The 18179-nt window shown below is 60.9% G+C and carries 15 protein-coding genes, 2 tRNA genes and 1 rRNA gene; 12 read left to right on the top strand and 6 right to left on the bottom strand.

The window, feature by feature from the left end; translation table 11 throughout:
- The first annotated feature begins 353 nt into the window (after positions 1-353).
- Positions 354-1136, top strand: coding sequence for an SDR family oxidoreductase (locus AAZQ98_RS15695; protein ID WP_434693587.1), 783 nt, complete (start codon positions 354-356; stop codon positions 1134-1136).
- Between the two features lie 144 nt (positions 1137-1280).
- Positions 1281-1397: ribosomal RNA gene (rrf, locus tag AAZQ98_RS15700) — 5S ribosomal RNA — on the top strand.
- Between the two features lie 128 nt (positions 1398-1525).
- Here the strand turns inward: rrf and AAZQ98_RS15705 are convergent.
- The 3 genes from AAZQ98_RS15705 to AAZQ98_RS15715 form a co-directional block, all read right to left on the bottom strand.
- A complete protein-coding gene (locus tag AAZQ98_RS15705) occupies positions 1526-2593 on the bottom strand; it encodes an ABC transporter ATP-binding protein (protein ID WP_105659109.1) in 1068 nt (355 codons plus the stop codon).
- A gap of 65 nt (positions 2594-2658) precedes the next feature.
- Positions 2659-3438: a trehalose-phosphatase gene (gene otsB, locus AAZQ98_RS15710; RefSeq protein WP_434693590.1), complete on the bottom strand. Its 780-nt coding sequence runs from the start codon at positions 3436-3438 to the stop codon at positions 2659-2661.
- Between the two features lie 41 nt (positions 3439-3479).
- On the bottom strand, positions 3480-4943 hold the full coding sequence (locus tag AAZQ98_RS15715; protein ID WP_388024933.1) for an alpha,alpha-trehalose-phosphate synthase (UDP-forming): 1464 nt from the start codon (positions 4941-4943) through the stop codon (positions 3480-3482).
- A 399-nt stretch (positions 4944-5342) separates the two neighbouring features.
- Between AAZQ98_RS15715 and AAZQ98_RS15720 the strand changes: the two genes are divergently transcribed.
- The 5 genes from AAZQ98_RS15720 to AAZQ98_RS15740 all read left to right on the top strand — a co-directional run bounded on the left by AAZQ98_RS15720 (position 5343) and on the right by AAZQ98_RS15740 (position 10256).
- Positions 5343-6209, top strand: a complete 867-nt coding sequence (locus tag AAZQ98_RS15720) for a DsbA family protein (RefSeq protein ID WP_332487742.1) — start codon at positions 5343-5345, stop codon at positions 6207-6209.
- Between the two features lie 171 nt (positions 6210-6380).
- Positions 6381-6454 (top strand) — tRNA-Thr (locus AAZQ98_RS15725).
- A gap of 165 nt (positions 6455-6619) precedes the next feature.
- Positions 6620-7570 carry a DUF808 domain-containing protein gene (locus tag AAZQ98_RS15730; protein ID WP_434693593.1) on the top strand — a complete coding sequence of 317 codons (951 nt, stop codon included), beginning with the start codon at positions 6620-6622 and terminating at the stop codon, positions 7568-7570.
- Between the two features lie 107 nt (positions 7571-7677).
- Positions 7678-9327 carry an HsdM family class I SAM-dependent methyltransferase gene (locus AAZQ98_RS15735; protein WP_434693594.1) on the top strand — a complete coding sequence of 550 codons (1650 nt, stop codon included), beginning with the start codon at positions 7678-7680 and terminating at the stop codon, positions 9325-9327.
- Positions 9324-10256: a hypothetical protein gene (locus tag AAZQ98_RS15740; RefSeq protein ID WP_434693597.1), complete on the top strand. Its 933-nt coding sequence runs from the start codon at positions 9324-9326 to the stop codon at positions 10254-10256. Before AAZQ98_RS15735 ends, AAZQ98_RS15740 begins: the two co-directional genes overlap by 4 nt.
- 4 nt (positions 10257-10260) lie before the next feature.
- On the opposite strand, the gene AAZQ98_RS15745 is transcribed toward AAZQ98_RS15740, so the two are convergent.
- The gene (locus tag AAZQ98_RS15745) at positions 10261-10878 is read right to left on the bottom strand and encodes a GNAT family N-acetyltransferase (protein WP_434693599.1); all 618 of its coding nucleotides are present in this window, start codon (positions 10876-10878) and stop codon (positions 10261-10263) included.
- Positions 10879-11287: 409 nt separating this feature from the next.
- On the opposite strand from AAZQ98_RS15745, the gene AAZQ98_RS15750 reads away from it, so the two are divergent.
- Positions 11288-11364 (top strand) — tRNA-Val (locus AAZQ98_RS15750).
- Positions 11365-11420: 56 nt separating this feature from the next.
- On the opposite strand, the gene AAZQ98_RS15755 is transcribed toward AAZQ98_RS15750, so the two are convergent.
- Positions 11421-12467: an LLM class flavin-dependent oxidoreductase gene (locus tag AAZQ98_RS15755; protein ID WP_105661591.1), complete on the bottom strand. Its 1047-nt coding sequence runs from the start codon at positions 12465-12467 to the stop codon at positions 11421-11423.
- 201 nt (positions 12468-12668) lie between these two features.
- Between AAZQ98_RS15755 and AAZQ98_RS15760 the strand changes: the two genes are divergently transcribed.
- The gene (locus AAZQ98_RS15760; RefSeq protein WP_434693601.1) at positions 12669-14339 is read left to right on the top strand and encodes a threonine/serine ThrE exporter family protein; all 1671 of its coding nucleotides are present in this window, start codon (positions 12669-12671) and stop codon (positions 14337-14339) included.
- Here AAZQ98_RS15760 and AAZQ98_RS15765 read toward each other — a convergent pair.
- A complete protein-coding gene (locus AAZQ98_RS15765; protein WP_434693604.1) occupies positions 14336-15109 on the bottom strand; it encodes a uracil-DNA glycosylase in 774 nt (257 codons plus the stop codon). The genes AAZQ98_RS15760 and AAZQ98_RS15765 overlap by 4 nt on opposite strands.
- A gap of 156 nt (positions 15110-15265) precedes the next feature.
- Between AAZQ98_RS15765 and AAZQ98_RS15770 the strand changes: the two genes are divergently transcribed.
- From AAZQ98_RS15770 to groL, 3 genes are all read left to right on the top strand, one after another.
- On the top strand, positions 15266-15556 hold the full coding sequence (locus AAZQ98_RS15770; RefSeq protein ID WP_105659120.1) for a DUF3263 domain-containing protein: 291 nt from the start codon (positions 15266-15268) through the stop codon (positions 15554-15556).
- 42 nt (positions 15557-15598) lie between these two features.
- The gene (locus AAZQ98_RS15775; RefSeq protein ID WP_105659121.1) at positions 15599-16204 is read left to right on the top strand and encodes a LytR C-terminal domain-containing protein; all 606 of its coding nucleotides are present in this window, start codon (positions 15599-15601) and stop codon (positions 16202-16204) included.
- A gap of 296 nt (positions 16205-16500) precedes the next feature.
- On the top strand, positions 16501-18138 hold the full coding sequence (gene groL / locus AAZQ98_RS15780) for a chaperonin GroEL (protein WP_105659122.1): 1638 nt from the start codon (positions 16501-16503) through the stop codon (positions 18136-18138).
- Positions 18139-18179: the final 41 nt, after the last annotated feature.

Here is an 18179-nt window from a genome sequence, read left to right on the forward strand (position 1 = left end):
TAAGGCCCACTGCGCCGATGGTACTGCACTCGTGAGGGTGTGGGAGAGTAGGTCACCGCCGGACTTAACTTGAGTAGATGGTTTGAGGCCCTGGTACCGTTTGGTGCCGGGGCCTCACCTGTTTAACGAGAAGGGAGGGGGAATTGGGCAGCTGGTGCTGCCTGGTTCCTCCTCCCTCCTGCTTTAACCTCGATAGCTGCTGAGCGACTAAGGCAACCACAAACACTTGACTTAGGCATCATTGTTCAAGGGGCCACTCGAAATGGGCATAGTGTGGGTTATGAGCGAGGCTGCGACTGACTCATCGACGGTGACTCGACTCGTCTTCCAATTGCGAAAGAGGGAAACCGAACGTGAGAACTTATGTCGTTACTGGCGCTGCTTCCGGTATTGGCGCGGCCACTGCAGAATTGATTCGAGAACGTGGGCACAAGGTCATTGGAGTTGATCTACGCGATGCTGAGGTCACTGCTGACCTATCGACGCAGGCGGGCCGGCTAAGCGCCATCAGCCAGACCCTAGAGCATTCCGAAGGCAAGATTGACGCGGTCATCGCGGCCGCAGGCATCTCGGCTCCTAATGCGATTACCGTCTCGGTAAACTACTTCGGCGTAACCAGGTATCTGGAAGGCCTGCTGCCTGCATTGGGACTCTCGCAGTCACCACGCGTGGCCGTGGTTTCCTCGATGGCCTCGATCCAGCAGAATTCCGCTGAACTCGTTGATGCGTTGCTTGCAGGCGACGAGGAAGCAGCCCTGGCCATTGGTGCAGCCTTGGAAGCCGCTGGCCCGCGATCCGGTTACCTGAATTACCCGTCCTCCAAGCGTGCGCTGAGCCGCTGGGTTCGCCGCGAGTGCATCTCGGAGAAGTGGGCCGGCGCAGGGATCCCATTGAACGCTGTGGCTCCTGGCACCGTGATCACCAACATGACCCGGGACCTATTGGCGACAGAAGAAGGCAAATCGATGGTTGACCAGAATGTGCCGATGCCATTGAACTACCATTCTGAAGCCGTGGTAATTGCCAAGCTACTGCTGTGGCTAACGAGTGCAGAAAATACTCACGTCACCGGGCAAACGATTTACTGCGATGGCGGTGCCGAGGCTACGCTCCGCGGGGATGATATCTGGAGCTAGCCCAGTTAGCCGGGTATGGCGAAGGACACTATTGGTAACGCGTTCTGAAGTGGCGCATCCACTGCGTGCTTGATATAGTTATGGAGTTGTCGCAATCGCGAATGACACCGTAGTTTTCCCATGGCTAGCCATGAGGTATAGAGTTGCGGCGATCATAGCGTGGGGGAAACGCCCAGATCCATACCGAACCTGGAAGCTAAGACCCACAGCGCCGATGGTACTGCACTCGGGAGGGTGTGGGAGAGTAGGTCATCGCCGGGCATAATTTGCCGAAGGCCCCGAACTTTTGTTCGGGGCCTTCGATGTTTAACCAGACTCTCGCGCAGCGGACTTAAAGCCAATGGCGGCTTGGAGTTCAATTTCCAAGCCGCCATTGGCGCTAGCCAGTATTAGGCGTTGTCCAAGCGCAGACCGCTTTCCGTATCAAACAGGTGCGCGTGCTGCAGATTTGGTGCAATATTGATGCGCTGTCCACGTGCGGGCGGCGTACGGCCGTCAACGCGAACCACGACTATCTGAGTTTCGCCGCCTAGCTCTGCCGAACCGTAGATGTAGGCATCTGCGCCGAGCTCTTCAACAACGTCGACAACAATCTCCACGCCTTCGCCGGCACCGACAATCTCGATGTCCTCTGGACGGAAGCCCAAGGTGACTCCACCCTGTGCTCCAGGCGCATCGATAACAGCTGAACCGAAAGCAACCTGTCCATTGGCAGACTGCAACTGCACCAGGTTCATGGCAGGGGACCCGATGAAGCCTGCGACGAAGACATTGCGTGGGCGATCGTAGAGCTCACGAGGAGTGCCTACCTGCTGCAACTCGCCGTCCTTGAGTACGGCAACGCGGTCACCCATAGTCAAGGCTTCCACCTGGTCGTGGGTCACGTACACGGTCGTGACACCGAGTCGGCGGGTCAGCGACGCAATCTGGGTACGGGTCTGCACGCGCAGCTTTGCATCGAGGTTGGACAGCGGTTCGTCCATCAAGAACACCTGGGGCGAACGAACGATGGCGCGACCCATGGCCACACGCTGACGCTGGCCGCCAGACAAGGCCTTGGGCTTGCGGTCCAAGTACTTCTCCAGATCGAGAAGCTTGGCTGCTTCCAGCACGCGCTTCTTGCGTTCCTCCTTGTCGACGCCGGCGATCTTCAAGGCAAAGCCCATATTCTCGGCAACGGTCATGTGGGGGTACAGCGCGTAGTTCTGGAAGACCATGGCGATGTCGCGGTCCTTAGGCGGAACGTTGGTCACATCCTTATCGCCAATGAGAATACGACCGGAGTTTACTTCTTCCAAACCCGCGAGCATGCGCAGGGTGGTGGACTTGCCGCAACCCGAGGGGCCGACCAGGACAAGGAATTCTCCATCTTGGATTTCCAAGTCGATAGCGTCGACGGAAGGCACAAGTGCGCCCGGGTAAATGCGGGTGGCCTTTTCAAAGGTCACAGTTGCCATGATGACAATCCTTTCACGGGCAGGTACGTGCCCGACGATCCGTAGTGAAAGTGAGTTGGGACACTTCAGTGTCGCATGGAAATCAGACTTTTCAAAAGGTGTGGTAATTCACTTGGCGAAAGGATATTATGCGCGGCCGCAGTTGGTCCAGATCCCACCTTGATGCCCAGATCCGCTGCGCCAAGCACCTTGAATCCGTTCTCGTCGGTCACGTCATCACCGACAAAAAGGACCGCTTGGACGTCGAGGACTTCACGCAACCACTGCAGGCTCTGGCCCTTATCGCCGTGATGCACGGTGGCCTCTAGCACCGCTTTGCCTTCAAGCAGTTTGATGCCGTCCAAATCACCTAGCGCCTGCCGCGCCTGTGCCAGGGCCTTGGCGGCAACATCAGGTGTTGCCTGGCGGACGTGCAGGACCGTGGCCGACGGTTTGTACTCCACGCCGGCGTTCGCGTGCATCGCAGCAACTCGTTCCAGGCGCTGGGTAATTTGCCCGAGCAGCTCGGACTGCCTAGCGGTCAGCGGCTCATCGTGCCAGATCGCGCCCAGCTGTGGCGGAACCAAGCGCTCGGCACCGTGCGAACCAATGCGAATCTCTGGACGAGGCTCAGGATAGACCTCGCTCAAGGACTGCAGGTTACGCCCCGACACCACCGCGGTGTATACCCCGGGACTGGAAGCCAGCTGCTCGAAGGCAGCAGCAGACTCTTCCAGCGGCCGGGCCTCTTGCGGCCGGTCAACCAGCGGGGACATCGTTCCATCAAAGTCCAAAGCAACTAGTACCCGCTGATGGGCAGCAAATTCAGCCAGCGCGGCCTGCAGGGCAGGGTCAAGGTCAGGCAATGGTATTCCTCATCGGAGATCAGGATTCCCGTCGGAATCTTCTAGCGAACGATTTCGTGCACGGAGGTGGCCGCGTTGATCTCGGCCAGCTCGGCCAGGAAGTCCTCGGACCACTTCGAGACGTCGTTGAGCGCCAAGTGGCGGTTCATGCGTTTCATCCGGCGTTCCTGCTCTGCCTCATTCATCTGAACCGCTTCAACGATCTTGGCCTTCATTCCGTCGATGTCGTGCGGGTTGACCAGGACCGCCTGGGTCAGCTGATCTGCAGCGCCGGTGTACTCCGAGAGCACCAGTACGCCGCGACCATCCTGGTGCGCAGCGACGAACTCCTTGGCCACCAGATTCATCCCATCGCGCAGGGCCGTGACCAGCAGGACATCGGCTGCCAGATACATGGCGATCATTTCGCGTAGCGGATAGGACTGGTGAAGGTAGCGCAGGGTGGTGTGGCTCAGGGTGTCATGCTGGCCGGTGATCTGCCCGACCATGAGCTCGACCTGGTCACGCAGCTCGATGTAGCTGTCCACGTTTTCCCGGCTGGGGCTGGCTACCTGGATCAGGCAGACATCACCGGCGCGCAGAGTCTGGTCGGAGAGCAGCTCGCCATAGGCCTTCAGGCGGTGGCGAATGCCCTTGGTGTAGTCCAAGCGGTCCACGCCCAGCATGATGGTTTTCGGATTGCCCAGCTCATGGCGGATCTGGGCGGCACGGGCAATGATTTGCGGATCGCGTGCGAGCTTGGCGATTTGCTCGGTATCGATGGAAATCGGATGCGCATTGGCACGGCAGAGATTCTGCATGTCGTTACCGGCTGGGGGCGAAGCCACATCGCCCTTGGTGGAGTAGTCGGTGAACCGGCGCAAGCAGCGCAGGAAATTGCTCGCATCGGTTTCGCGCTGGAACCCGACCAAGTCCGCGCCGACCAGTCCCTGCAAGATCTGGGTGCGCCAGGGCAGCTGCGAAAACAGGCTGGCCGCCGGGAACGGTATGTGCAGGAAGAAGCCGATTTTCAGATCGGGTCGCGCCAGCCGCAGCATCTGCGGAACCAGCTGCAGCTGGTAGTCGTGGACCCACACGGTAGCGTTCGGGGCCGCGATTTCCAGTACGGCATCGGCGAATCGCTGGTTGATCCGCTTGTAGCGGTCCCACCAGGTGCGGTGGTACTCCGGTGGCACGATGACGTCGTGGTAGAGCGGCCAAAGCGTCGAGTTGGAGAAGCCCTCGTAGTAGAGGGTCAGGTCATCCTCATCCAGGGGGACCGGAACCAGATGGATGTCATCCTTGTCGAAGCTCTCCAGCTTCTCGCCAATACCGCCATGCCAGCCTACCCAGGCACCTTCGGACGCAGCCATGACCGGTTCCAAGGCGGTAACCAAACCACCGGGCGAACGCTGGAATCCTTGCGATCCGTCAGGGTTGGTGATGCGGTCCACCGGAAGGCGGTTGGCTACAACCACAAAATCGTAGGAATTTTCGGTCTTTGTACTCGGCGCTGGGGTACCCACTGCAAACCTCCTGGTTTGTTCAATCTGGTTCACCGGCGTGGTGCAGATTCGTCGGTTCTGAGTGAATGACTTCTCGTCAAATTTCCTCGCTCTTGCTATTTAGCCTAGTGAAAACTGACTGCTAAGGGAACGAAGGGGCGGATTTCTCCGTCATATGGGCTACTTCTGCGCATGTGCCGCGTGGTCAGCAAAGAACCGGCAGCAAAGAAACGATATCCGCCGATGACTTGGTTTAACGCTCAACTTAAGGTTTTCGAAGCACTTTGGGTGCTGTATGCGAAAGATATGTGAGTCCTGTGAAGGTGGGGAATCTTGAGTTTTCAAGGATATTGGCGCTCGGAGTTGGCTAAGCTTGACTCCAGATGATAGTTGTCCGCTGACCAAGGAACCGCCAAATTTATGTCTACAAATAATCCGCGCCCATCGAAGGCAGAGCGAACCGCGAGTGCCCGAGAGAAGGCGGCGCAGATGCGTGCCGCTCAAGATGCCGCTCAGAAGCGCAAGTCGCTTTTCGTGAAGCTGGGCGTATTGGCCGCAGTCATTGTGGTCATCGCACTGGTAGTTACCTTGATCGTGCAGAACAACAACGCAAAGGTGGCAGACTCCGGCGCCGTGCCGCAGGGCGCTACCGCAGCCGGTGGCATCATGGTCACCTCGCCGGACACTGTCGCAGAGAAGTCCATCGAGAATGTGGATATCAAGACGCTCGAAGCACCTGCCGAGGCGCCATCGCCTGCTACCCCACGCGACCTGACGGTGGCTGAAAAGGGCGAACCGATCAACATCGCCATGTACGTTGACGCCAACTGCGTTCACTGTGCAGACTTCGAGGCTACCTACGGGGACCAGATCGAGGAATGGCTGGCCAACGGCGACGTCACCGTTGAATACCGCAACGTCGGCTACCTTGACCGTGGTTCAGCAACCAACTTCTCCTCGCGCGGCGCCAACGCATTGGCTTGCGTCGCCGACGAAAGCCCAGAAGCCTACATGGGCTTCGTCAAGGCGCTGTGGGGCCACTACCCAGAGGGCGAGATGAAGAACGCCGAGCTGGCCGATCTGGCGATCCAGAATGGCGCTGCGCAGTCCGTTGAAAGCTGCATCGCAGATGACAAGTTCCGTCCATTCGTCCAGTACACCACTACTGCCGGCCAGTACGATGGCGTGGCTGGCACCCCATCGATCTTCGTCCAGGGCGAGGTAGTCGATCTGGCAAAGGAAGACTTCCCAACCGCAGTGAAGGAAGCAATCGCTGCCAACAAGTAAGTCGAACCGGTAGCCTCTGGACAATTGTTCGGGATCCGGTAGTATCCTTATTGATCTCGCACCCCGACCGATGGGAAGGAAGCCAATGCTGGCTTCCTTCCCATCGGCATTTAACTCGGAGCATCGCCAATTCGCAGTGCCGCAGGGTTTTCGGATATTCTTATTCGGTACGCCCCCTTAGCTCAGCTGGCCAGAGCGTCTGTCTTGTAAACTGAAGGTCACCGGTTCGAATCCGGTAGGGGGCTCTGACCTGGTCCTGGACCAGCAACGGGAACCGTGTCCATGAATCTTCATGGCGCGGTTTCTTTTTTTTAGCCCCAGATCATGCCCGAGCCAGCGTCGCGCCTATGGCAGGCTCAAAGATCCCGCCGGTAGAATTTTGCGCAGAACCTATATTTGAGGAGCCGACCATGGCCGGAGGCCTTGCAGCACTATTGGACGACGTGGCGGCGCTGGTGAAAGTCACCGCGGCATCCCTTGACGACATCGCGCTGGGCGCTGGCAAGGCCAGCACCAAATCGCTAGGCGTCGTCATCGACGATGCGGCAGTCACCCCGCAGTACGTGGCCGGGCTCTCGCCCAAGCGCGAGCTTCCAATCATCTGGAAGATCGCCGTTGGGTCTATCCGGAACAAGATGCTGTTCATCCTTCCGGTGGCGCTGGTCCTATCGCAGTTCGCTCCATGGGCGCTGACCCCGATCCTGATGATTGGTGGCGCCTATCTGGTTTTCGAAGGCGCCGAGAAGCTGCTTGAGGCGATGGGCGCGATCAAGCACCACACTCCGGGCGGCAAGGAGGGAGTGCGCGACGAGAAAGCGATTATCGGATCGGCAGTGCGCACAGACCTCGTGCTTTCCGCGGAGATCATGGTCATCTCGCTGAACGAGGTGTCCCACGAGCCGTTCTTGAATCGCGCACTGATCCTGATTGTGATCGCCATCCTGATGACCGTCGTGGTCTATGGCGCCGTGGGCTTGATCGTCAAAATGGACGACATCGGCCTGCACATGGCCGCCAAGCCGCGCCAGCTCACGCAGAAGATCGGGCGCGGCCTGGTCAAGGCGATGCCCATCGTGATGTCCATCCTGAGCAAGGTCGGCGTGATCGCGATGCTCTGGGTCGGCGGGCACCTGCTGCTGGTCGGCATGGATGAACTGGGCTGGCACGCACCGTACGGCTTCGTGCACCACGTGGAACTGCTGGTCCACGACGCGACCGGCCAGGCTGGCGCCGTGCTGGGCTGGCTGGTGAACACCGCCTTCTCCTGCCTTGCCGGTTTCATCATGGGTACCGTGATTACCGTCATCATCCGGGGCATCCAGAAGCTGCGCCACAAGGGCAAAGCCGAAGCAGCCCACTAGGAACAGGAACCAGCCAGATGCCCGCGCACGTAGAATAGAGAAGTTGCCGCCCGGACTCGGTCTACCGGTCCAGCCGAACTGTCTGGCCTACGTGGAAAGATCGATGCGTGTTGAGTAGAGAATTGACAGATCAGGCCACCGCCCGCCATGCGCGCGGAGCCTACTTCACCCCGGAACCCGTTGCCAGCTTCATGGCGCAGTGGGCGCTGGGAAAGCAAGGATCCAAGGTCCTGGAACCCTCCTGCGGTGAAGCGCAATTCCTTGCCGCTGCCCATCCGGTGCTTGCAGATGGCCGAGAGCGGGTCGAGCTGGTGGGCCTGGAACTGCACGAACCATCGGTTCAGGCCGCCCGCGAGCGGATGAGCGCCGCCGGGATCGACGCGCGCATCGAGCACGCCAACTTCTTCGAGGTCACCGGCAACGCCGAGTACGACGCTGTCATCGGCAACCCTCCCTACGTGCGCTACCAGCTGCACCGCGGAGCTGACCGGCAGCTCTCGCGCGCCGCGGCCAAAGCCTCGGGCGTGGAACTGAATGAACTTGCCAGCATCTGGGCCGCTTTCGTCGTGCACGCCACCAGCTTCCTTGCCGTCGGCGGGCGCCTGGCCCTGGTGCTTCCGGCAGAGCTGATGTTCGTGAACTATGCCGGACCTGTCCGCCAGATGCTGCTTGAGCGCTTCGCCAGCGTGCACCTGGCCGTCTTCGAAGAGCGCTTGTTCGCCGACGCGCAGGAAGAAGTGGTGCTGCTGCTGGCCGAGGGCTACCGCGAAGGGGCTAGCGGTTCCTTCAACCTGCACCAATTCCGCAATGCCCTGGATCTGCAAGCCCTGGGCGAAGGCACCCGCCACACCCCGGTGCGCATGAACGAGCGCTGGACCGGTTCCCTGGTCGGCCTTGAAGCCCAGGGGATCTTGTCGGCGGCACTGGCCGCCGGCCGGATGGCGCCGCTGCAGTCCTGGGGCGAAACCTCGCTGGGCGCGGTCACCGGCAATAATAAGTGGTTCACCCTCTCGGCCCAGCAGATCCAGGACCTGGGGCTGGCCCGCGAGGACCTGATCCGGATCTCGCCTCCGGGCTCGCGCCACCTGCGCGGGCTGGAATTGAGCGAGGACGGCTGGGAAAAGCTCGCCGAGCACGGGGCAGCTGCCTACATGTTCCGCCCCGGCGCGGAACCCAGCGGCGCCGGTGCGCGCTTCGTGGCCAGCGGTGAACTGCAGAACGTCGACCAGGCCTACAAGTGCAAGGTGCGCTCCCCGTGGTGGCGGGTGCCGGTGCTCTCGGTGCCGGACCTGTTCATGACCTACATGAACGCCGACACCCCGCGGTTGACCGCCAACGAGGCCGCGGTGCACCACATCAACTCGATCCATGGGGTGTACCTCGGCGCCGATGCGCGCGAGCTGGGCCGCGAGCTGCTCCCGGTGGCATCGCTCAATACCCTGACCATGCTCGGAGCCGAAATGGTGGGCCGCTCCTACGGCGGCGGCATCCTGAAGCTGGAACCGCGTGAAGCCGACCAGCTGCCGGTCCCGGCGATCGGCATGGTGCAGCGCTATGCCCGGCAATTGCGTGCCATCAAGCCGGCGGTGCGTGAACTGCTGGTGCAGGGGCGCAAGCAAGAGGCCACCGACCTGGTGGACGGCGTGGTGCTCGAGCAGCTGCTCGGCTTGGAGCCGGATGCGCTGGAGGCGGTCCGCACTGCACGAATGAATATGCTCGAACGCCGCAAGGCCAGAAGCAAAGCCGTGAGGGGATGAACGTGGCCAATCCTGCGATCGAAAAGACCTTGGCCTTTGCCGAATTCGATACCACCTTGATGTCAGCGGCGAAGGATTCGCCCTGGCTGGGCAAAGGCGCGGTAACCGAGGAATTCAACCCGTCCTTCCCGGTGCTCGAACGCCTGCTGAGCATCCCGGTCCGCAACAAGGCGGTCACCCGATCGGGCCGCTTTGCCCAGGGCGTGGACGCATGGCTGGCCCATGAATTGCGCCGTGCCGGATTCGATGCGGATCTGGTGTGGCCGCGTCCCGAGGCGCCCCGGGTCCTGTCCAGCGACATCCTGGAACTGCTGCGCAAGCTGCCGGAGCGGCTGGCCGACGAGGTGCACGAGTCCATCATGGCGGGCAAGGCGGGCAGCATCGACGCTCGCATCCTGGGCCGCGCCTACATGAAGCAAACCGACGTGGTGATGACCCATTGGTCCACCGGTCCCGAACTGCTGCTCAGCACCAAGGCGATGACCTCATCCTTCGGCAAGAACCTGGCCAACCGCTATGAAGAGGCCTATGGAGATGCGGCTAACCTGCGGGCCCGCTACCCGCTGGCAGCCGTCGGGTTCTTCTTCGTGCAGCGTGCCACGATCCTGGAATCCGAGCCGGCCGCCTTCCGCCGCACCGTGGATATGATCCGCAAGCTGCGCGACTTCGGCGACGGCTTCGGGTACACCGCTACCGGCCTGCTGCTGGTGGATTGGGATGAGAGCGCAGAGGATCCCGAAGTGAAATGCGTCCACGCTCCGGTGCCAGCGGATATTGCCGCGCCGCAGTTCCTCAACGCCATGGTCGATGCGGTCCTGAAGGTCACCCCGATTGACCTGCACGAGGCCGCTCGCGCTCGCCGGGCCGGAGAAGTTGCCCCGCTGCCGGGCCACGGCTCCGTGGACGAACAGCAGGACGCCCTGTTCTAGGCGGTCACATCACCGGCACGGCGGAGGCCGAATCATCGGATCCGAACTGCGCGGCGAATCCCTGGACCGGGGCCGGGCCGGCCATGAGGCTCGGGGCTGGCATCGCAATTTCGGGAAGGTGGATGGCCACGTGGTCCTCGGAGGCCTGCGGCAATTGCGCGGCCCACTGCCATGCGGCCACGGTGGCCCGGTAGATGAACTTCAGCTGCCCATCGTGCTCGAAGCTGCGCTCGCGCTGCCACAGTTCCGAGCGCTCGTAGAAGGCCCAGGATGCCGGGTTCTGCGAATCGATGACGCTGATCGGGGTTTTGCCCGAACGCAGCGCGTGGGCAAGGCGCAGCGACGTCGCATGCTGGCGGATGCCCAGGCGGCGGTAGTCCGGGCGCACGGCCATGCAACCGAGCTCCACGGCGTTCATCGAAGAAGTCGGGGCAATGATGGAATCATGCACGAGGCCTGCGGCAACCAAGGTGCCCTGGTCGCGCACGGTCACAAGCAGCGAGAGCCGGTCGAACTTCTGGTTCCAACGCTGGTCGACCAGGGGGTAAAGGGTCGCTAATTCGGCGCGCTGGGCCGGCTGAACGCATAGGGATGACAAGGAAAAGTTCAGGTTTTCAAACACTGGGTACGGTCCTAAATTCTAAGAACGAACGAAAGATGAGGCTTTTGCGCGGTGGAAAAATCCACTGCGCGGTTTCGTTGGCCTTGAGGGGACCGATGCCGGCGGCTTCCGGCAACTTCCTTGTAGGGTCCAGTTTGAGCTCGATGAGCTAGAAAAATTATGGAGTCTAAAGTCCCTTTTTGACAAGTGGAAATGGGTACTTTTAGGTGAATCGCAAATAAACTATTCGGCGCTGTTTTTCTGCTCTACTCATTGCCTGAACCGCGACTGTTCGAACCTGCGCTGGAAGCGGCATTTCGGCGTGTTCCGGGGACGGATTCCGGGCGCTGGAACCGGTGGCCGATTTGGAGTGAGGTCCACGGCCCGGTAGGATTGTTTATGCGCTTGGCTTGCAAGTCAGGGCGCAGATGGATCTTTAGCTCAGTTGGTTAGAGCGTTCGCCTCACACGCGAAAGGTCGCTGGTTCGAGTCCAGTAAGATCCACCAAGAACGAAAGCCACCGCAATGCGGTGGCTTTCGCTGTTTCCGGGACAGCCAGGATCCTAGGCGCCAAGCAGCTGGTGCACCATGGGCTTGACCTCTTCTCCGAGCAACTTGATGCTGTTCATCATCGCCTCGTGCGGCAAGGAACCGGCAGAGTACTTGATGTCAACGCGGGACAAGCCCAGCTGCTGGGCCACCTTGGCCATCTTCCGTGCCACAGTTTCCGGGCTGCCGGCCATCATGGCTCCCTCGGGCCCCATGGAAGCCTGCAAGCGCATCTTGCTGGCCGGCGGCCAGCCTCGTTCGGCGCCCAGCCGATTCATGGTGCGCTGGTAATGCGGCCAGAGGGTTTCCAGGGCCTCCTGGTCGGTGGAAGCCACCAAGCCATGGAAGTGCGCCGAGACCGGCAATTCTCCATGGCCGAACTCCTTCAGCGCACGGCGGTAGAGGGTTGCCAAGCCTTCGAAGGCCGAGGGCTGGCCGCCGATAATGGCCAAGCACAACGGCAAGCCATGCCGGGCCGCGCGGGTGACCGACTGCGGGCTGCCACCCACACCCACCCAGGTGGTCAAGGGCTGGTCTTCCAGCAGCGGGTAGATCTGCTGGTTGCGCAAGGCGGCGCGGTGCTTGCCCTGCCAGGAAACCGGCGTGCCGTGGCGGAGCTTGGCCAGCAGATGCAGCTTCTCTTCGAACAGGTCCTCGTAGTCTTCAAGATCCAGGCCGAAGAGCGGGAAGGATTCGATGAAGGAGCCGCGGCCTGCGATGATCTCCACTCGCCCGTTGGAGATCGCGTCCAAGGTGGCAAAGCGTTCGTAGACGCGCACCGGGTCGTCGCTGGAGAGCACGGTCACCGCGGTGCCGAGCTTGATGCGCTGGGTAGTGCTGGCCAGGGCGGCCAGAACCATTTCGGGGGAGGAGATGGCATAGTCATCGCGGTGGTGCTCGCCGACACCGAAGAAATCAAGACCCGAGGCTTCGGCCTGCTGCCCCTCGGCGATGACATTGCGGATCACCTGGGCATGGCTCAGCGGGTTGCCCTGGGCATCCTCGGTGATGTCGCCGAAGGTCTCGGCTCCGATTTCTGGCAATGGGAACTGCGTATTCATTGGATCCTCCGGATTATATGCAAACACATCTAACTTCTGCATGGTGCAACCAACTGCCGAGCGCCGGTATTCCAGTGGCCGAAAATACCCTTAAATGTGTTCGGCGATACCTCCCGAATTCGCCACGTTCCCGACAACTTTTCATGCACGGGTTGTATGGTGAATCCCATGGGAAAAACTTTGGATGAGGGGGCTTGATTCGTGGCGCATCGATCTAGCGAGGAACAGGCCGCCTCGTCGAATGCCGTAGGCGAGGATCCGGCTCCGCTAGCTGGCGTCTTGCCCCGCATTGCCACTAGTGAGATCAACATGGGCTTCCATCCGGCAGAGCCCGCCGAAGAGCCGGCAACGGCATCTGAACTACCGCTCAATACGGCGGTCAGCGCCAACGTGGCGGCTGCCGATGTCTCGGATATCGAGTGGCGCACCGGCCAGGTCCACACCACCGATGAGGGCATTACCCTCATGCCTACCCGCGCCAACCCGGTGGCCCGTCGGCTGCTGGCGAAAATGTGGATCTCGGATACCCCTCCCACCGAGGCGCTGAACATCGTTGAGCGCCTGCAGGGCACCCCCTACGCCAACCCCAAGGTCAATGTGGACCAGGACGCGTCCAACCGGCGCACCATGGAGTTCGCGCTGGATTTGGGCGAGACCTTGATCCGCTACGGCGCAGGCGCCTTGGAAGTGGAAACCAGCGTGATCGCGGTGACCGCGGCACTGGGCTTGAGCCACTTGGATGTGGACATCACCAACCAGTCCCTGCATTTGAACTACAGCCCGCCGGACGCCGAAAGCTACTCGGTGCTGCGTGTGGTCCGCTCCTACACCTCGAACTACGCCGGCATGGTGCTGGTGCACGAACTCGTCTCGGATATCATTGCCGGCGGCGTATCGCGATCCGTTTCAGCGAAGCGGCTGAAGGACATCACGCGGCAGCCCAAGCCGTTCCCGCGCTGGATCGTCGCCTGCGGCCGGGCCGTGTTCGCGGCCGCGTTCGTGCTCTTCATTGGCGGCTCGTGGGCTGGTGCGCTGGTGGCGATGCTGTCCTCGAGCCTCGTGACGCAGATCGGCCGATACGGCTCGCGCTGGAGAGTGCCCGAGTTCTTCACTATCGCGGCCTCGACATTGGTGGTCACCGGCATTGCCTTGCTGGGGCATCAATTCCACGCTCCGCTGGATCCGGCGCTGGTGGTCTCTGGCGGCATCTTGCTGCTGCTTCCGTCGGGCAGATTCGTTTCGGCATTGCAGGATGCCATCAACGGCTTCCCGGTGACAGCGGTAGGCCGGTTGTTCTCGGCCAGCCTGATCTACGGGGCGATCCTCTGCGGAATTGCTACGGCTCTGGTGATCTCTGATCTGCTCGGGGGAGAGAAGGTCGACGTTCACCAGATCGTCCAAACCGACTATCCGGCCTGGCTGCTGGTGGTCTTGGTGGGCGTGGCCATTGTCGCCGGTGCGGTCACCGAGCAGAGCGCGCTGCGCCTGCTGCTGCCTACCGCCGGCATTGCGGTCGGCGGCTACCTGGTGCAGCTGCTGGCCGAAAGCATAGGACTCGGAGACCGGGCTACCCCGGCGCTGGTCGCCACGGTGATCGGTTTCGCCGCGCGGCTGGCGGCCGACAAACTCGGCTCCCCGCAGCTGGTGCTAGCGGCTCCTGCGGTCATGTTCCTGCTTCCGGGCCTGATGATCTTCCGCGCGATGTACGGCATCGTCATCAACGTCAATGACACCGCCACGGGACTGGTGGAGATGTTCAACGCCATGGCGATCATGCTCTCCATCGCTGGCGGCGTCGTCTTCGGCGATACGCTGTGCCGTCCATTGACCTCCAGCGCCCGGCGTGAGCGCCGGCGGATCCGCCGGCGCTAAGCTTTCGGCAACGACCAGTCAATCGGCTTCTGTCCGCGGTCGGACAGGAGCCGATTGATGCTTGAGAAGGGCTTGGAGCCGAAGAACCCGCGCGAGGCTGAGAGCGGCGAGGGATGGGCGCTTTGCAGCTGCACGGCGTTGGACAGGGACTCGGAGAGTTTCTGCGCATGCTTGCCCCAGAGCAAAGCCGCCGGAGGCCGCGGACGGTCATTGAGCGCAGTGAGGATGGCATGCAGAATTGGCGCCCAACCCAGCTTCTGATGCGAGCCGGCATTTCCAGCGGCTACGGAGAGCACCTGGTTCAACAGCAAGACGCCTTCTGAGAGCCATGGACTGAGATCCGGATGCGCAACCGGCTCCAGCCCCAGATCGGACTGCAATTCCTTGTAGATATTGGCCAAGGAGCGCGGCAGCGGACGCACCTGCTTGTTGGCCGCGAAGGCCAAACCATTTGCGTGGCCGGGTGTCGGATATGGGTCTTGGCCAATAATTAGGACCTTGACTTCGGACAATGGCAGGCTCAGTGCGCGGAACATCACCTCCGGTGCCGGCAGGATCTGTTCACCTGCCGCCGAACGGGCCGCCAAATCGGTGGCCAGGGAACGCAGCAACGAGTCCTGCTCGCTAAGTGCCGGTACCCAGTCTCCAGCGATAAACCCGTGGTCGGCCATGGATTGGGCGCCATGGTAAAACGGGAAATCCGCCGCTTCGTACACTGGTGTCCGAGCTGGCTGGGGTGCATCGAAAAGTGCTGGCTGCAAATCGTCCATAGGGGTAATTGTGCCGTTTTTCTGGCGTGCCTGTGCTCGGCCACACGGTGTTAGGCAAGCAGATTGGTTAGAATATCGGTGGTATGTCTACCGATGGTGGATTACATGCATAACCGAAACCCGAGAAAACTGGTCCAAGGACAGAGGTGAGAACGTATGGCTGAGAATGAATTGCTGGTGGATTTCGTCATGAACCCGGATTCGGAATTGGACGAGCGTTCGCAACAGATCCTCAACCTGGAAAAGTTGTGGTGGAAGTATGCCGGGGCCAAGGAACAAGCCATTACCAAGCAGTTTTCGATGTCGCCGACGAATTACTACCAGCTGCTGAACCAGCTGATTGAAACCGACGCGGCACTGGCCTACGACCCGATGTTGGTCAAGCGCCTGCGCAGAGCACGTTCCACAAAACGTCGCGTGGGCGGTAAGGTCGGCACGGGACGATAACCCTGCCTGCCGTGACCAATCAGACCTCGAGCAAGGACAAGAATGACCAACTACCCGCGTGACGAATTTGATCGCGTTCCGGAGTTCAGCACCCGTGTGGGTTCGCACCACGCCCACGGATGGGCGCAGTCCGCCGCGTCGAAGTCAACCGGTGGGAAATTGCGCTGGGTAGTGCTGACCGCTGTACTCGTGCTGGTGATCGGTGCCTTGTCCTTCATCTTCGGCCCTCAGCTCAAGGAGACCCTCGCGACTTCCACGGGAAGCGACACCTCGCAAACCCAGGAAGTCACCGCTGAGCCTTCCGTGGAACCCACACCTAGTGAATCCGCATCGCCAACGAGCACCATCGATGACGAAGACGTGCTCTACGGCCAGCTGATTGGCGTGTACAACGCGGCAAGTGTTGCCGGTCTGGCTAATGAAGGCGAAGACGCCATGGCCGAAGCCGGGTTCACCAGCATTGTGGCCGACAACTGGACCAGGCCCGCAGAAGTCTCCACGGTTTATTACATGTCCGAGTCCTACCGGACTACCGCTGAAAAAGCTGCAGAAATCCTGAATATCGACGAAGTTCTGCAGACCAGCAACATTCCGAACCGGGTCACCGTGGTTCTGGGCTCCGATGACACCCTGGGGCTAAACGAATAATTCGTTCATAATTCCATTCGCTCAGAGCCGATCGGCTTGCACTCGCCATGCGAGAGTGCCAATATTTGTATTAGCACTCATGCGTTGCGACTGCTAACGCCGGTCGGCTTTTGCGTTCTCCAAGAACTTCATGAAGCACCGGACAGCGGACGCAGGGCGTGGGCGTGGAAAATACCTCAGATAGCGAGAGCTGAAACGGTTGCTGGCCCGATGCCGCACCGGTCCACTCGTCCGTCGCGGGCGCTGTCTGTCGGTTGCATTTTCGCAAAATCGTCCCGAAAGGACCGTACGCCACAATGGCTAAGATGATTGCATTTGACGAGGAAGCACGCCGCGGACTTGAGCGCGGCCTGAACACCCTTGCTGACGCGGTGAAGGTCACCCTGGGCCCACGCGGCCGCAACGTTGTTCTGGAAAAGAAGTGGGGCGCTCCTACTATCACCAACGACGGCGTGTCCATCGCTAAGGAAATCGACCTCGAAGAGCCTTACGAGAAGATCGGCGCAGAGCTGGTCAAGGAAGTTGCCAAGAAGACCGACGACGTCGCTGGCGACGGTACCACCACCGCAACCGTGCTGGCACAGGCACTGGTCAAGGAAGGCCTGCGCAACGTTGCAGCAGGTGCTGACCCAATCGCACTGCGCCGCGGTATCGACAAGGCCGTAGAAGCTGTTACCGCTGAACTGTTCGCCGCTGCGAAGAAGGTCGAATCCAAGGAGCAGATCGCTGCTACCGCTTCGATCTCTGCTGGCGATCCGGAAATCGGCGCACTGATCGCTGAAGCTCTCGACAAGGTCGGCGAGCAGGGCGTTATCACCGTTGAAGAATCCAACACCTTCGGCCTGGAGCTGGAGCTGGCAGAGGGCATGCGCTTCGATAAGGGCTACATCTCCGCTTACTTCGTCACCGACGCTGAGCGCCAGGAAACCGTTCTCGAGGACCCTTACGTCCTCATCGTGAACTCGAAGATCTCCTCGGTCAAGGACATGGTGACCTTGCTGGAGAAGGTCATGCAGTCGAACAAGTCGCTGCTGATCATCGCCGAAGATGTCGAGGGTGAAGCCCTGGCTACCCTGATCCTGAACAAGATCCGCGGCCTGTTCAAGTCCGTTGCTGTCAAGGCTCCGGGCTTCGGCGACCGTCGCAAGGCCATGCTGACCGACATCGCTATCCTCACCGGCGGCCAGGTTGTTTCCGAGGAAATCGGCCTGTCCCTGGATAACGTAGGCCTGGAAGTCCTCGGTACCGCCCGCAAGGTCGTTATCACCAAGGACGAGACCACCATCGTTGAAGGTGGCGGCGAAGCCGACGCCATCGAGGGACGCAAGGCGCAGATCGCTGCCGAGATCAAGAACACCGACTCGGACTACGACCGCGAGAAGCTGCAGGAGCGCCACGCAAAGCTCTCCGGCGGTGTCGCTGTGCTGAAGGCCGGCGCTGCTACCGAGGTAGAGCTCAAGGAGCGCAAGCACCGCATCGAAGATGCCGTGCGCAACGCCAAGGCAGCTGTTGAAGAAGGCATCGTCGCCGGTGGTGGCGTTGCACTGATCCAGGCTGGCGCTGCAGCATTCGAGAAGCTGGTTCTGGAAGGCGACGAAGCTACCGGTGCGAACATCGTTCGCGTTGGCATCGAAGCCCCGCTGAAGCAGATTGCCCTGAACGCTGGCATGGAGCCAGGCGTTGTCGCTGACAAGGTCAAGGGCCTGCCAGCAGGCCACGGCCTGAACGCAGCAACCGGCGAATACGTGAACCTGCTTGAAGCTGGTGTCAACGACCCAGTGAAGGTGACCCGTTCGGCACTGCAGAACGCGGCATCGATCGCTGGCCTGTTCCTGACCACCGAAGCTGTTGTCGCAGATAAGCCAGCTCCTGCTGGCGCTGCCCCAGCCGGTGGCGATGACATGGGTGGCATGGGCGGAATGGGCGGCTTCTAAGCTTCCCGCACGCACTAAGCACGCAGTAATCGCGCCGATGG

It is taken from the genome of Glutamicibacter sp. Je.9.36, from assembly GCF_051129975.1.
Lineage (GTDB): Bacteria > Actinomycetota > Actinomycetes > Actinomycetales > Micrococcaceae > Glutamicibacter.

Coding starts and splice junctions, on each gene's coding strand:
- AAZQ98_RS15705 (WP_105659109.1), bottom strand. CDS start 2,593: ATGGCAACTGTGACCTTTGAAAAGGCCACCCGCATTTACCCGGGCGCA.
- AAZQ98_RS15720 (WP_332487742.1), top strand. CDS start 5,343: ATGTCTACAAATAATCCGCGCCCATCGAAGGCAGAGCGAACCGCGAGT.
- AAZQ98_RS15730 (WP_434693593.1), top strand. CDS start 6,620: ATGGCCGGAGGCCTTGCAGCACTATTGGACGACGTGGCGGCGCTGGTG.
- AAZQ98_RS15740 (WP_434693597.1), top strand. CDS start 9,324: ATGAACGTGGCCAATCCTGCGATCGAAAAGACCTTGGCCTTTGCCGAA.
- AAZQ98_RS15755 (WP_105661591.1), bottom strand. CDS start 12,467: ATGAATACGCAGTTCCCATTGCCAGAAATCGGAGCCGAGACCTTCGGC.
- AAZQ98_RS15765 (WP_434693604.1), bottom strand. CDS start 15,109: ATGGACGATTTGCAGCCAGCACTTTTCGATGCACCCCAGCCAGCTCGG.
- AAZQ98_RS15770 (WP_105659120.1), top strand. CDS start 15,266: ATGGCTGAGAATGAATTGCTGGTGGATTTCGTCATGAACCCGGATTCG.
- AAZQ98_RS15775 (WP_105659121.1), top strand. CDS start 15,599: ATGACCAACTACCCGCGTGACGAATTTGATCGCGTTCCGGAGTTCAGC.
- groL (WP_105659122.1), top strand. CDS start 16,501: ATGGCTAAGATGATTGCATTTGACGAGGAAGCACGCCGCGGACTTGAG.